Origin of the sequence: Kocuria sp. UCD-OTCP (genome assembly GCF_000349605.1) — a bacterium.
Taxonomy (GTDB): domain Bacteria; phylum Actinomycetota; class Actinomycetes; order Actinomycetales; family Micrococcaceae; genus Kocuria; species Kocuria rosea.
Map to the genome: position 1 here is coordinate 37662 of NZ_AOSQ01000007.1, position 12987 is coordinate 50648.

Genomic DNA, 12987 nt, shown 5'->3' on the forward strand with positions numbered 1-12987 from the left:
GCTGGTTGCCGGTCAAGGTCACGGCCGGGTGCCGACCGCCACCAGGTACTCCATTTCGAACCGTGCCCGATCGGGGGTGCCCCGGTTCCATTGGTCACAGAGCTGGTCGAGCGCCTCGTCGAACTCCGCGGCCCGGCCCTCGCGCTCGGCGTTCTTGCGCACGGCGATGGTGGGGCCGTAGTTGGCCTTGAAGTGCTCGCCGAAGTCGCGGGGCCGCTCGAACGCGGTGACCTCGAGGACGTCCCGGACCACTGCGTGGAAGTCCACCCGTCCGCCGAAGAGTCCCCGCAGGTGCTCCTCGCTCCCCCACAGCGGCGGGGGCTGCACGCCCGGCGGCGGGGTCGGGGCGAAGGGCTTCATCGTGCGGAAGAGCTCGCCCACCAGTCCTGCGGGCGTCCAGCTCAGCAGCGCGAGGGTCCCGCCGGGGCGGGTCACGCGCACCAGCTCGTCGGCCGTCTGCTGGTGGTGGGGGGCGAACATGGCGCCGATCGAGGACATCACCACGTCGTAGGAGGCGTCCTCGAACGGGAGGTGCTCGGCGTCGGCCTCGACCCACTCGAGGTCGAGTCCGGCGACGGCGGCGCGCCGCCGTCCGTCGTCGAGCAGCTCGGGGGTGAGGTCGCCGGCGGTGACGCGGGCGCCCGTGGCGGCCGCGGGGAGGGAGGCGTTGCCGTTGCCGGCGCCGACGTCGAGGACGCGCTGGCCGGCGGTGACGCCGGCCGCTCCGACCAGGCGCGGGCCCAGCGGGAGCAAGAACGTCTCCACCATGGTCGGGTAGTCGCCCGAGGCCCAGATGGCGCGGTGCTTGGCCTTGAGCTCGTGGTCCGCGGTCCGGGGGCTGATGGTCTGGCTCATGACGGGGTCTCCTGGTCGAGGGAACGGGCGCCTCGGGTCGAGGTCTGCTGCCGGAGTGGGCTCCAGCGGTGCCGTGCGTTCCAGGATCCGCCGATCGACGGGGCCGAACATCGGGAGGATGCCCTATTCGTTCCCTATCCCTTCCCTATGCTTTCTCCCCGTCTTTTCCCCGTCCCACCGCCTGCGCGGCCGCCTCCGCGCGGTTGTGCACCCCGAGCTTCATGAGGATCCGGCTCACGTGGTGCCCGGCGGTCTTCTCGCTGATGCTCAGGGCTCTCGCGATCCGCGCGTTGGACATGCCGAGGGCGATCAGATCCAGCACCTCGTGCTCGCGCGAGGTCAGCTCTCCCCCGTTCCTGGGCCGGGGACCCGTGCCGCCGCCCAGCTCGCGCAGGAGCCGGGCCGCGGAGTCCAGCTCCCGGGACGCCCCCAGGTCGCGGAAGACGCCCTGGGCGGCGAGCGCCTCCTCCCGCGCCACATCGGGCGAAACACCCATGACCGACCGGGCCAGGTCGAGCCGGGCCAGTGCCGCGTCCAGCGGCATCGCCATGGCGCCGAAGGCGCGCAGCGCCCGCCGGGCGAGCTCGGCGGCCGCGTCCCGGTCGCCGGTGGCCAGGGCGAGCCGGGCCGCGGCGAGATCGGCACGCGCCGAGCCGAGCCGCATCTCGGACTCCCCGGCGATCCGGTGCAGGCTCTTCGTCGCTACCTCGGCGGCCGCGAGGTCCCCGGCCGCCAGGGTGGCGTCGACGAGGGCGGCCAGCAGCTGCGTGGTGCGCACCGCGTGCCCCTCCGTCCCGGACAGGCCACGCTCGAGCAGGGAGACCGCCACGTGCGGTCGCCCCTCGGCGACGTGGAGCAGGGCCAGGGCGCGCAACGACGACGGGTGCTCCTGCCGCCCGGACAGCAGCTGCTCCGCCTCGCGCAGCCGGCCCTGGTGGATCCGCAGCTCCGCCAGGGAGGCGAGGGCCGGGACGCTGAGCTCCGGGATGGCCCGGGCGTGGGTGACCAGGGCGGACTCGAGGGCCTCCTCGGCCTCGGACCAGTGCCCCGTGGCGATCAGCACATCGGCGTGCACGGTCCGGCAGACCCCCAGCAGCGGCGCCGCCTGATGGGATCGGGCGAAGTCCTCGACGCGCTCACACCACTCCACGGCCCGCTCCCACTCCTCCGCCTCGGCGCAGGCCGTGACCAGGGCGCAGTAGGTGTCGCCCAGGGTGTGGACGTTGCGGACCCGCCCGGCCGTGGCGGCGACCATGGCCTCCTCGAGCAGGCGCAGACCCGGTTCCCGGTGGCCCGCGGCCAGCTCCGCCTGGCCGAGCAGGCTCAGCGCGAAGACCTCAAGGTCCTCCGCGCCGGTCTCCCGGCCGATGCGCATCGCCCGTTCCGCCTGCGCGGCCTGTTCCTCGACGGACTCGGCCTGCTGGGCCCGTCCGACCGCCACCCAGCCGTGCCCGGTGCCCGTGGGGATGCCCTCGACCGCCCGCTCGGCCCGGGCGAGCCAACCCCGTGCCGCGGACGGGCGGCCGGCGATGAGGTGCTGGTCGGACACCCAGACCGCCACCCGGGCGGCGTCGTCGAAGCGGCGCTGCGCCACGAGCCCCGCGACGGCACGTTCGCGCCACGCGATCCCCTCGGCGATCCGGCCCTCGAACCACAGGGCGAGGCCCAGGCCCTCCGCGGCCACCGCATCACCGGCAGAACCGCCGCCATCCAGGACGTGCTCGAAGGCCAGGCGCGCGCCGGCCCAGTCGGCCCGCTCGAGCGCCTCCGTGCCCTCGTGGAGCTGGTCGCCCACCTGCGGCGAATCCATGCGGCCAGTATCCCACCGTGCGCGCGGCGTGGACAGGACACCGTGCTCCGCTCACAGCAGACGACCCGCCCGCCGGCGCCCGTACGGACCTAGCATGGGTTCATGAAGGACGTGATCCGCCCCACATCGACTTCGTCGCCGGCCTGGCTCCCGTCACCCGCGCCGAGGGAGCGTGCCGCGCCGCGAGCGCCCGTGGACCCGCTGTGGCGGTCCGTGCTGGGGATGTTCCTGCGCCGCCACCGCCTGGCGCAGGGGCTGACGCTGGCGCAGGTGGCCCGCGTCTCCGGGGTCTCCACGCAGTACCTCTCCGAGATCGAGCGCGGGGTGAAGGACCCATCCTCGGAGATCATCGCCGCGGTGGTCGGTGCCCTGGGACTGAACCTCGTCGATCTCACCGAGGGGACCACCGGGGTGCTGCTCGACAGCGCCCCGGCCGCCCGGGCCGTCCCAGGCGGTCCGGTCTGCCTGGCCGGGCCGGTGACCCTGGCCGTCTGAACGCGCTCCCCCGGTTCCGCCCGTCTCACCGGACCCGGACCTCCCGCGGGGTCACGACCCGGTCGGCCACCCCGTAGACCACCGCCTCCTCGGCGGTGAGCACGAGGTCCCGGTCCGTGTCCTCACGGATCTGCTCCGGGGTGCGCCCGGTGTGCCGGGCGAGCACCTGCTCCAGCTGCTCCCGGGTGCGGGCGATCTCCTCGGCCTCGAGGATGAGGTCCGGGATGGTGCCCTGGCCCTGCGCGGCCGGCTGGTGCAGCACCACCCGGGCGTGGGGCAGTACGGAGCGCCGCCCCGGGGCGCCGGCCGCCAGCAGCACCGCGGCGGCCGAGGCCGCCTGGCCCACGCAGGTGGTCTCCACGGGCGCGCCCACGTGCTGCACGGCATCGTAGACGGCGAGCATCGCCGTGGTGGACCCGCCCGGGGAGTTGATGTAGAAGCCGATCGGCTGATCGGAGCCGTAGGAGTCCAGGTAGAGCAGCTGGGCGATCAGGACGTTGGCGACCCCGTCGTCGATCTCGGTGCCGAGGTAGACGATCCGCTCCACCAGCAGCCGGCTGAAGACGTCCATGCTGCGCTCGCCGTTCGGTGTGCGTTCGACGACGTAGGGCACGGCGAAGCTGCTCACGACCCCACCCCCGCGGCGGCCGTGGTGGCGGAGCGGGGCCGCACGTCGTCGAGCCCGGCGATGACCCGGTCCACGAAGCCGTAGGCGAGGGCCTCCTCGGCGGTGAACCAGCGGTCCCGCTGGGAGTCGGCCACGATCCGCTCGAGCGGCTGACCGGTGTGCTCGGCGATGAGCCCGAGCACGGTGTCCCGGGTGTGGCGCAGGTCCTCGGCCTGGATGGCGATGTCCACGGCCGTGCCGCCGATCCCGGCCGAGCCCTGGTGCAGCAGGATCCGGGCGTGCGGCAGGGCGCTGCGCTTGCCCGGGGTGCCGGCCGAGAGCAGGAACTGCCCGGCGCTGCAGGCCAGGCCCATGGCCAGGGTGGACACGTCGTTGGGGATGATCCGCATGACGTCCATGATCGCGAGCATGGCCGGGACGGAGCCGCCCGGGGAGTTGATCCAGAGGCTGATGTCCCGCCTGGGGTCCTGGGCGGAGAGCAGCAGCAGCTGCGTGCACAGCCGGTTGCCGGTGGCCTGGTCCAGCTCGGCGCCCAGCACGATGATGCGCTGCTCCAGCAGCCGGGAGGCGAGCTCGTCGTCGATCGGGGTTCTGGGTGGTGCGGTGGTGGTGTTCATGGGGCCCAGCGTGGACCCGGGCTCCCTCGAGCGGAACCCGTTTCTGCTGTGCGCGGCTCTGCCCTGAGCGGCTCTGCTGCCGGCGGCGTCGAATCCGCGAGCGGCCAGCGGGACGGACGTAAGCTCGGAACCGGTCGGATCGAACCGGGCCACGTCGTCGGGAATCCCGGCGCAGGCGCCCCCCAGGGATGGAGACACGATGAGCACACCCCCGAGCCAGGACCCGCACTCCCCTGCATCGTCCTCTGCGCCGCACGTGGCCGACCGCCACGACCTGATCCGCGTGCAGGGCGCCCGCGAGAACAACCTCCGGGACATCAGCGTGGAGCTCCCCAAGCGCCGGCTCACCGTGTTCACCGGGATCTCCGGCTCCGGCAAGAGCTCCCTGGTGTTCGGCACGATCGCCGCAGAGTCGCAGCGGCTGATCAACGAGACCTACAGCACCTTCGTGCAGGGCTTCATGCCCACCCAGGCCCGCCCCGACGTCGACGTCCTCGACGGGCTCACCACCGCGATCATCGTGGACCAGGAGCGGATGGGCGCCAACGCCCGCTCCACGGTCGGCACGGCCACGGACGCGGACGCAATGCTGCGGATCCTCTTCAGCCGGCTCGGCAAGCCCCACATCGGCACGGCGAAGGCGTTCTCCTTCAACGTCGCCTCGATCAGCGGCGCGGGCGCGGTGACCATGGAGCGCGGCGGGAAGACCGTCAAGGAGCGGCGCAGCTTCTCCATCACCGGCGGCATGTGCCCGCGCTGCGAGGGCATGGGTCAGGTCAACGACGTCGACCTGACCCAGCTCTACGACGACTCCAAGTCCCTCAACGAGGGCGCGCTCACGATCCCCGGCTACAGCGCGGACGGCTGGTACGGCCGGATCTACGGCGGCTCCGGGTTCCTCGACCCGGACAAGCCGATCCGCGACTACACCGAGACCGAGCTGCACGATCTGCTCCACAAGGAGCCGACCAAGATCAAGGTCGACAACATCAACCTCACCTACGAGGGCCTGATCCCCCGGATGCAGAAGTCCTTCCTGTCCAAGGACGTGGCGGCACTGCAGCCGCACATCCGCGCCTTCGTGGAGCGCGCCGTGACGTTCACCGACTGCCCCGAGTGCGGCGGCACCCGCCTCAGTGCGGCCGCCCGGTCCTCCACAATCCGCGGGATCAGCATCGCCGACGCCTGCGCGATGCAGATCAGCGATCTCGCCGCGTGGGTGCGGGACCTGGACGAGCCGTCCGTGGCGCCGCTGCTCACCGCGCTCGGCGAGACCCTCGACTCCTTCGTGGAGATCGGGCTGGGCTACCTCTCGCTCAGCCGGTCCTCGGGCACGCTCTCCGGCGGCGAGTCCCAGCGCACCAAGATGATCCGCCACCTCGGCTCCTCGCTCACCGACGTCACCTACGTCTTCGACGAGCCGACCATCGGACTGCACCCGCACGACATCCAGCGGATGAACCAGCTCCTGCTGCGGCTGCGGGACAAGGGCAACACCGTGCTGGTCGTGGAGCACAAGCCGGAGACCATCGCGATCGCCGACCACGTCGTCGACCTCGGCCCCGGCGCCGGCACCGCCGGCGGCACCGTCTGCTACGAGGGCACCGTGGCGGGTCTGCGCGCCGGCGACACCCTCACCGGGCGACACCTGGACGACCGCGCCGCCCTGAAGACCACCGTGCGCACGCCCACCGGGGCCCTGGAGGTGCGCGGCGCCGACACCCACAACCTGCGGTCCGTCGACGTGGACATCCCGCTCGGCGTGCTCACGGTGCTGACCGGGGTGGCCGGCTCCGGCAAGAGCTCGCTGATCTCCGGATCGGTGCTCGGCCGGGAGGACGTGGTCTCGATCGACCAGGGCGCCATCCGCGGCTCCCGCCGCAGCAACCCGGCCACCTACACGGGTCTGCTGGACCCGATCCGCAAGGCCTTCGCCAAGGCCAACGGGGTGAAGCCGGCGCTGTTCAGCGCCAACTCGGAGGGCGCCTGCCCGGCCTGCAACGGCGCCGGCGTCATCTACACCGACCTGGTGATGATGGCCGGGGTGGCCACCACCTGCGAGGAGTGCGAGGGCCGGCGGTTCCAGGCCGCGGTCCTCGAGTACACCCTGGGCGGACGGAACATCGCCGACGTGCTCGCCATGCCGGTCGAGGAGGCCGAGGCGTTCTTCGGCGCCGGCGACGCGCGGACCCCGGCCGCCCACGCCATCCTGCACCGGTTGGCGGATGTGGGGCTGGGCTATCTCAGCCTCGGGCAGCCGCTCACCACGCTCTCCGGCGGCGAGCGCCAGCGGCTCAAGCTGGCCACCCACCTGGGCAAGAAGGGCGGCGTCTACGTCCTCGACGAGCCGACCACGGGTCTGCACCTCGCCGACGTGCAGCAGCTGCTCGGCCTGCTCGACCGGCTGGTCGACTCCGGCAAGTCGGTGATCGTGATCGAGCACCACCAGGCGGTCATGGCCCACGCGGACCGGATCATCGACCTCGGCCCCGGCGCCGGCCACGACGGCGGCCGGATCGTCTTCGAGGGCACCCCCGCCGAGCTCGTCGCCGCCCGCTCCACGCTCACGGGCGAGCACCTCGCGGCCTATGTGGGCGCCTGAGGGGGACGCGCCCGCCGAGCTCGACTGCTGCTCGCCCGCCACTCGGGACGCCTGAGCGGCGGTCCTGCTCGCTTCCGTCGCTGCGGTCCCGGCTCAGGTCGGTCCGAGGGCCTGGACGAGGTAGGCGACGTTCATCCGCAGGATCTCCACGGCGAGGTCGTGGTCGACGTGCTCCAGGGTGTCGCCGGCGGTGTGGATGCGGTCATTGGCGCCGTCGGCCCCCTCGATCGTGAGCACCGCGGGGATGCCGACGTCGAGGAACGGCACGTGGTCGCTGTTGAAGGGCAGCAGACTGGTCTGCACGGTCAGGCCGGTGTGCGCCTGCGCCGCGGCGGCCAGCTCCCCCAGCACGAACTGGGACACGGCGGCGCCCTCGAGCAGCACCGTGGGCGCGGGCGTGTTCCGGCACGCGATCATGTCCATGTTGACCACCGAGTGGATGCGCTCGCGGGCCTGCTGGTCCAGCTCCGCCACGTAGTGGCGGCTGCCGAACAGTCCCTGCTCCTCGCCCCCGAACAGGATCAGGCGCAGATCGCGGGCGCCGGGGTGGTCCCGCAGCGCCCGGGCGACGGCGAGCACCCCGGCGGCACCGGAGCCGTTGTCGTCGGCGCCCGGTGCGGGGGCTGCGACGCCGTCCCGGACGTTGATCGAGTCGAGGTGCGCGGTGACGAGCACCGCGCGGCCGTCGCCGCCGCGCCCCGGCCGCTCCGCAATGAGATTCTGCGTGCTCCCGCCGTGGACAGCCACCGTCTGGGTCCGGGTCGGGAAGCCCAGTCCGCTCAGCACGCCCTCGGCCCGGTCGAGCGCGGTGTGGAACTCCGTGCTGGTCGAGTGCCGCGTCCGGAAACCGGCGAGCGTGCGCAGGTCCGCCTCGAAGGCGTCACGGGACACGGCGGCGACGCGCGGCTCCGCCACGGCCCGGGTCCGGGCCGGTGCCGGTGGCCGCTGCTCGAACACTACGGTGTTCGCCGGCAGAGGGCGGACGCCGAAGCACGGCAGGTGCCGCTCGGACGGCTCGACGATCCTCCCGGCCTCGGCGGGGTCGAGGTCGACGACGAGGTAGCGTCCCCGGTCGAGAAGGACCGGGACCTCGGGGTGGGCCTGCTGGAACTGCCGGCCATTCTGGATCACCAGGTGCAGGCGGGCGACGGGGACCCCGATCCGCTCCGCGGGAGCGCGGCCGGCGGCCGTCCGCTCCAGCTGGGCCGGCGCCCCGGTCACCAGGAGCGTGTCGCCGAGCCGCGTCCAAGTGGCGCCGGCGTCCGCGGCCGCGGCGGTCAGTGCCCGCAGCGCGTCCGGTGCCGCGGCGCGGGGCACGTCGTCGTTCCCCGGCGTTTTCCCCAGGTCGAAGCAGAGGGCCGTCATGGTGCGCCTCCTACGGCGTGCTGAAGCTCTCGACCACGCCCGCGAGCGACGTGGAGGTACTGGGCGGGGACACGGCGCCGGCACCCAGGCCGCGCTTGGCGAAACCGCGCCACACCGCGCCGAGGTCGCCGGAGTTCAGGGCGGCGACCGCGGTGACGATGCCGTCGCGCGCCAGCGTGAAGGTCGGCATGCTGGGCGTGAGCTTGAGCCCGCCGACCACATACTCGAGCACGCGACGCTCGGCCTCGGCGTGGCCGTGGACGGTGACAAGGTTGACGAACACCTCCCACAGGGCGGCGCACCAGACCTCGCCGGCATTGTGCACCTCGCTGTTCGGCCCGCCGCCGTGCGGACGGCGCGGCGGCCCGGCCGGGAGCACCACCCCGTTGCTGATGTGCTTGAACGTCAGCGGGTTCTTGCCCAGGTCCGCGGAGTAGGGGTAGCGGCGGATCGAGAAGTAGTAGTTGTCCGTGAAAGTGGGGGTGAGGTCGGTCCACCCTCCGGCGGGGAAGGCGCCGGTGCCGAAGTCGTCGGCGGCCTGGGACGTCATGGTGATCGCGAAGAAGTCCCCCCACCCCTCGCCCATCGCCCGGCCCTGCTGGTTGGCCAGCCCGGTGGCGTTGCCGACCAGACGATTGGTGATGTAGTGGCCCAGCTCGTGGTAGGTGATCAGCGCGTCGAAGTTGCTGGTGCGGGACGGCAGCGGGGCGACGCCGCGGAACTCGTACATCTGCATCCGCGGACTGGCGCCGTCGGCCGGGGTCTGCATGTTGGCGTTGTCGGTGCCGCTGAAGTCGTTGCCCTCGGCCAGGATCGGGTCCCCGCCGAGGCCTGCTCCCGTGAGGTTCATCTGCTGGGCGTTGCCGGCCGCCTCGTCGAAGCCCGCCTCGTACCAGCGGTCGTGCAGCCAGTTCACGTGGAAGAACATCCCGACGAGACTGGCCTGCAGGTTGGCAGGGTCGCTCGCGGGCCGGGCGTGGTCGTAGGCGTGGTCGAAGGTGCGGGCCCCGGTGGCCCGGCCGTCCACGTCCCCGGAGCTGCTCCCGTCCGGCGCCTGGACATCCGCGTAGGCGATGCAGTTGTTGCCGCGGGTGCTCGTGGCGCCCTCCGGCAGCCACGGGGCGCCCGGGAGCAGGCTCTCGAGCGTGACCAGCCGGTCGGGGATGGTGGCGGCCTGGAACCCGTCCGGGCGCCCGGTCGGGTGCGGCGACCCGGGCGCCGGCCCGTCCTCGGGGCGGAACAGCGCGTCCCCCGTGTTGAACACCCGGTAGGTGAAGGCGGCGTCCGCCCGCAGGTTCTTCCGGAACAGCACCTCCGGCTCCCCGAGCGCGTCGACCACATAGCTGAACGCCGGGAAGCCCTCGATCCACAGCTCCAGGTAGTAGCCGGGGGTGAACTGCTCCTCCCCCAGCGGGAACAGCACGTCCTTCACGCGCACCGGCCGTTCGAACGCCGGGCGCCCGGCGCCGGCCGGTTCGGAGCCGGCCGATTCGGTGTCGATCGGCTCGGAGCCGGCCGGATCGGTGAAGCGGTAGAACCGGTAGCCGCCACCGGCGGTGCCGCCGGTCCCGGCGCCCTCGGCGCTCTCGGCGCTCTCGGCGCTTACCGCGCTCGCTGTGCTCGCCCCGCTGAAGGCAGCGGCGGGGTACTCGACCCCGGTCAGGTCGAACGCCGCCACTGCGATCGCCTCCTCCGCGGTGGTGACGCCAGTGGTGGTGCTGGCCGCGCGGGCGCCGGCCGACTGCGCGGCGCCGGGGAAGAACTGCCCGGCCACGGAGATCACGTCGCCGTCCGGGCCGATGGCCGCGGTTGCCTCGGAGTTGAAGACCTCCAGCCCGTCGGCCCGCTGCACGAGCTGCACCGTGCGCAGTCCTCGTCCGCTGACCGAGACGATTTCGACGCCCTGCGCGTCCGCCTCGGACAGTCGCCATAGGTCGCCGTGCGCGGTGACGAAGCGCCGGACGGTCTCCTCCGGCGTCGCGCCCGCCTCCCCCGTCAGCCCGGCGGCCGGGGCCCCCCGGGTGATGCGGTTCGGGAGCGCGGTCGCCTGGTCATAGTCCACCTCCAGGTCGCCGAGCTGCGCGTCCATCCGGAGGTGCCCCGGCGAGACAGGAGCCGGGACGGCCGGCGGCACTGTGCCGCGGGCGCTCCGGACGCCGGCGTCGTACAGCGCGTGGAAGTCCTCCGGGAGTGCTCGGTCAGCGGCCATCAGGAACTCCTCGCGAACGATCGGTGCAGCACCTGGTCATCGCCCACGTGACCGGGAACGGGTTCTCCTCGCAGGCGTGGCCGACCTGGGCTCCATTAAGGAACCGGTCCCGTTCCTCGGTCAAGCAGCGCACAGGCGTGTGACGTGCCCGTTCGCCGCCCTCACCCCGCCAGGGCCACGCTCACCGGCCTGCCCGGACAGTTGGTGCGGGCGGCACCGGAGAATCCCGCGCCGGCCCGCCCGGTACCGACGCGGCGGTCACACAACCGGAGATCCTCGGACACCCTTGACGCCCCATCGCCCCTGCGGTGTACTAGTGGAGTAACTAACCAGATGACTCGGGGGTCCCGTTGGTCGAGGAAGGCAAGCCCCTGTTCGTGCAGATCGCCGAGCAGGTCGAGGACTCCATCGTGGACGGCAGCCTCGCCGAGGAGGCGCAGGCCCCGTCCACGGCCGAGCTCGCCGCCTTCTACCGCATCAACCCGGCCACCGCCGCGAAGGGCGTGAACATGCTCGTCAGCAAGGGAGTGCTCCACAAGCGCCGAGGGATCGGGATGTTCGTCGCCCCCGGCGCTCGCCACCTCCTCCTCGAGGAGCGCCGCAGCGCCTTCGCCCACCGCTACGTGCAACCCCTGCTGGCCGAGGCGCGCAAGATCGGGCTCGGACCCGACGACGTCGCCGACCTGGTCCGAGCCGGTGCCGCAGCGGCGACACCGCAAGCCACCGGAGATCGAAGGACACCATGAAACCCGTGATCGAGGTCCGGAACCTCACGAAGCGCTACAAGGAGAAGGTCGTCCTGGACGACGTGAGCTTCGACGTCCAGGAGGACACCATCTACGGCCTGCTGGGCCGCAACGGCGCCGGCAAGACCACCGCGATGTCGATCCTCACGGCCCAGAACCTCCCCACGAGGGGTGAGGTGCGCGTGTTCGGCGAGAACCCCTACGAGAACGCGCGGGTGCTCAGCCGCATGTGCTTCGTGCGCGAGAGCCAGAAGTACCCGGACGACGCCACGCCGCGGCACGCCTTCGCCTCCGCGCGCCTGTTCTTCCCCCGGTGGGACCAGGCTCTCGCCGATGATCTCGTCGACGAGTTCCAGCTGCCGGTCAAGCGCACGATCAAGAAGCTCTCGCGCGGGCAGCTGTCGGCTGTCGGCGTCATCATCGGCCTCGCCTCCCGCGCGGAGATCACCTTCTTCGACGAGCCGTACCTCGGCCTGGACGCCGTCGCACGGCAGATCTTCTACGACCGCCTGCTGGCGGACTACGCGGAGCACCCGCGGACGATCCTCCTCTCGAGCCACCTCATCGACGAGGTCGCGAACCTCCTCGAGCGGGTCCTCGTGATCGACGAGGGCCGCATCATCATGGACGAGTCCACCGACGACGCCCGTGCCCAGGCCACGAACGTCGTCGGTGACGCCGCCGCGGTCGAGGAAGCGGTGAACGGCCGTGAGGTCATCCACCGCGAGAGCCTCGGCCGCGTCGCGTCCGTCACGTTCCTCGGCCGTCTCGACGACGCAGAGCGCGACGCCCTCGCCGCGGCAGGACTCGATCTCGCCCCCGTCTCGCTGCAGCAGCTCATCGTGCGCCGCACGCAGCGGCGCACATCCGGCCGCGATGCCTTCCCCGCGGCCGCCCAGGAAGGAGCCCTCCGATGACCGCCCTCGATGCCGGCAGCGTCACGCGCCCCGCCGCGGTGCGCCACCGCACGCTCAACGTGGTGCGCCTGCAGTTCGTGAACACGCAGACGTTCGTCTGGGTACCGGCACTGGTGCTCGGTGGCGCATGGCTGATCACGCTGCTCATCTACTGGATCATCCAGAGCGCGGGTGGCGTCGACGTCAAGATCGGCGGGGGCTCGCAGGCGCCCCTGTGGTACTTCCTCGTGATCGGCGTCCAGGCCATGACGCTGACCTTCCCGTTCTCGCAGGCGATGAGCCTGACACGCCGAGAGTTCTACGTCGGCTCCCTGGCGGCCGCGGCGGTGAGCGGACTCGGGATGTCACTGATCTTCGTGCTGCTCGGGCTGATCGAGCAGGCGACCGACGGGTACGGCATGAACGGGTACTTCGCCTACCTCGACTGGGTGTGGGAGGCCGGGCCGCTCGCGGCGGGCCTGACGTACTTCGTGTCGACCATGCTCTTCTTCATCATCGGGTTCTGGTTCGCGACGATCTTCAAGCGGTTCGGCACGGCGAAGCTCGTGATCGTCATGCTCGCGATCGGCCTCGTGCTGGTCGGGTTCATCGCCCTCGTGAGCCTGCAGCAGGCCTGGCCGGAGGTGGGGCGGTGGATCCTCGACACCGGCTCCCTCGGCCTGACGATGTGGGCGGTTCTGATGAGCGTGCTGCTCGCGGTCGGCTCCTACCTCACGCTGCGCCGGATGCCCGCCTGACGGACG

General features: G+C 72.3%; 11 protein-coding genes. 5 read left to right on the plus strand and 6 right to left on the minus strand.

The window, feature by feature from the left end:
- Positions 1–18: 18 nt before the first annotated feature.
- Both H488_RS22455 and H488_RS22460 read right to left on the minus strand, forming a co-directional pair.
- Entirely contained in the window at positions 19–855 is an 837-nt protein-coding gene (locus H488_RS22455) for a class I SAM-dependent methyltransferase (RefSeq protein ID WP_017832344.1), read from the minus strand.
- Positions 856–1000: 145 nt separating this feature from the next.
- Positions 1001–2665 (minus strand): LuxR C-terminal-related transcriptional regulator, encoded by a 1665-nt coding sequence (locus tag H488_RS22460; RefSeq protein WP_031282419.1) that lies wholly within the window; start codon positions 2663–2665, stop codon positions 1001–1003.
- A gap of 102 nt (positions 2666–2767) precedes the next feature.
- Here H488_RS22460 and H488_RS22465 point away from each other — a divergent pair, with 102 nt between their 5' ends.
- Positions 2768–3160: a helix-turn-helix domain-containing protein gene (locus H488_RS22465; RefSeq protein ID WP_150110283.1), complete on the plus strand. Its 393-nt coding sequence runs from the start codon at positions 2768–2770 to the stop codon at positions 3158–3160.
- Between the two features lie 25 nt (positions 3161–3185).
- On the opposite strand, the gene H488_RS22470 is transcribed toward H488_RS22465, so the two are convergent.
- Both H488_RS22470 and H488_RS22475 read right to left on the minus strand, forming a co-directional pair.
- Positions 3186–3788 (minus strand): ClpP family protease, encoded by a 603-nt coding sequence (locus H488_RS22470; protein WP_017832347.1) that lies wholly within the window; start codon positions 3786–3788, stop codon positions 3186–3188.
- Positions 3785–4405 (minus strand): ClpP family protease, encoded by a 621-nt coding sequence (locus tag H488_RS22475; protein WP_017832348.1) that lies wholly within the window; start codon positions 4403–4405, stop codon positions 3785–3787. Before H488_RS22475 ends, H488_RS22470 begins: the two co-directional genes overlap by 4 nt.
- Positions 4406–4604: 199 nt before the next feature.
- On the opposite strand from H488_RS22475, the gene H488_RS22480 reads away from it, so the two are divergent.
- The gene (locus tag H488_RS22480) at positions 4605–7007 is read left to right on the plus strand and encodes an ATP-binding cassette domain-containing protein (protein ID WP_031282424.1); all 2403 of its coding nucleotides are present in this window, start codon (positions 4605–4607) and stop codon (positions 7005–7007) included.
- A gap of 93 nt (positions 7008–7100) precedes the next feature.
- Here H488_RS22480 and H488_RS0117945 read toward each other — a convergent pair whose 3' ends face one another.
- A complete protein-coding gene (locus H488_RS0117945; protein WP_017832350.1) occupies positions 7101–8372 on the minus strand; it encodes a M28 family metallopeptidase in 1272 nt (423 codons plus the stop codon).
- A gap of 10 nt (positions 8373–8382) precedes the next feature.
- Positions 8383–10581 (minus strand): M36 family metallopeptidase, encoded by a 2199-nt coding sequence (locus H488_RS22485; RefSeq protein WP_017832351.1) that lies wholly within the window; start codon positions 10579–10581, stop codon positions 8383–8385.
- Between the two features lie 350 nt (positions 10582–10931).
- Between H488_RS22485 and H488_RS22490 the strand changes: the two genes are divergently transcribed.
- Genes H488_RS22490 through H488_RS22500 form a run of 3 tightly spaced genes read left to right on the plus strand, consistent with a single transcriptional unit; the run spans position 10932 to position 12981 of the window.
- On the plus strand, positions 10932–11327 hold the full coding sequence (locus H488_RS22490) for a GntR family transcriptional regulator (RefSeq protein WP_017832352.1): 396 nt from the start codon (positions 10932–10934) through the stop codon (positions 11325–11327).
- A complete protein-coding gene (locus H488_RS22495; RefSeq protein ID WP_017832353.1) occupies positions 11324–12244 on the plus strand; it encodes an ABC transporter ATP-binding protein in 921 nt (306 codons plus the stop codon). Before H488_RS22490 ends, H488_RS22495 begins: the two co-directional genes overlap by 4 nt.
- On the plus strand, positions 12241–12981 hold the full coding sequence (locus H488_RS22500; protein ID WP_017832354.1) for a hypothetical protein: 741 nt from the start codon (positions 12241–12243) through the stop codon (positions 12979–12981). Before H488_RS22495 ends, H488_RS22500 begins: the two co-directional genes overlap by 4 nt.
- Positions 12982–12987: the final 6 nt, after the last annotated feature.

What these genes read in the sequence shown, in the direction of transcription:
- H488_RS22480 (WP_031282424.1), top strand. Translation starts at nt 4,605, where the DNA reads ATGAGCACACCCCCGAGCCAGGACCCGCACTCCCCTGCATCGTCCTCT.
- H488_RS22495 (WP_017832353.1), top strand. Translation starts at nt 11,324, where the DNA reads ATGAAACCCGTGATCGAGGTCCGGAACCTCACGAAGCGCTACAAGGAG.
- H488_RS0117945 (WP_017832350.1), bottom strand. Translation starts at nt 8,372, where the DNA reads ATGACGGCCCTCTGCTTCGACCTGGGGAAAACGCCGGGGAACGACGAC.
- H488_RS22485 (WP_017832351.1), bottom strand. Translation starts at nt 10,581, where the DNA reads ATGGCCGCTGACCGAGCACTCCCGGAGGACTTCCACGCGCTGTACGAC.
- H488_RS22455 (WP_017832344.1), bottom strand. Translation starts at nt 855, where the DNA reads ATGAGCCAGACCATCAGCCCCCGGACCGCGGACCACGAGCTCAAGGCC.
- H488_RS22500 (WP_017832354.1), top strand. Translation starts at nt 12,241, where the DNA reads ATGACCGCCCTCGATGCCGGCAGCGTCACGCGCCCCGCCGCGGTGCGC.
- H488_RS22465 (WP_150110283.1), top strand. Translation starts at nt 2,768, where the DNA reads ATGAAGGACGTGATCCGCCCCACATCGACTTCGTCGCCGGCCTGGCTC.
- H488_RS22460 (WP_031282419.1), bottom strand. Translation starts at nt 2,665, where the DNA reads ATGGATTCGCCGCAGGTGGGCGACCAGCTCCACGAGGGCACGGAGGCG.
- H488_RS22475 (WP_017832348.1), bottom strand. Translation starts at nt 4,405, where the DNA reads ATGAACACCACCACCGCACCACCCAGAACCCCGATCGACGACGAGCTC.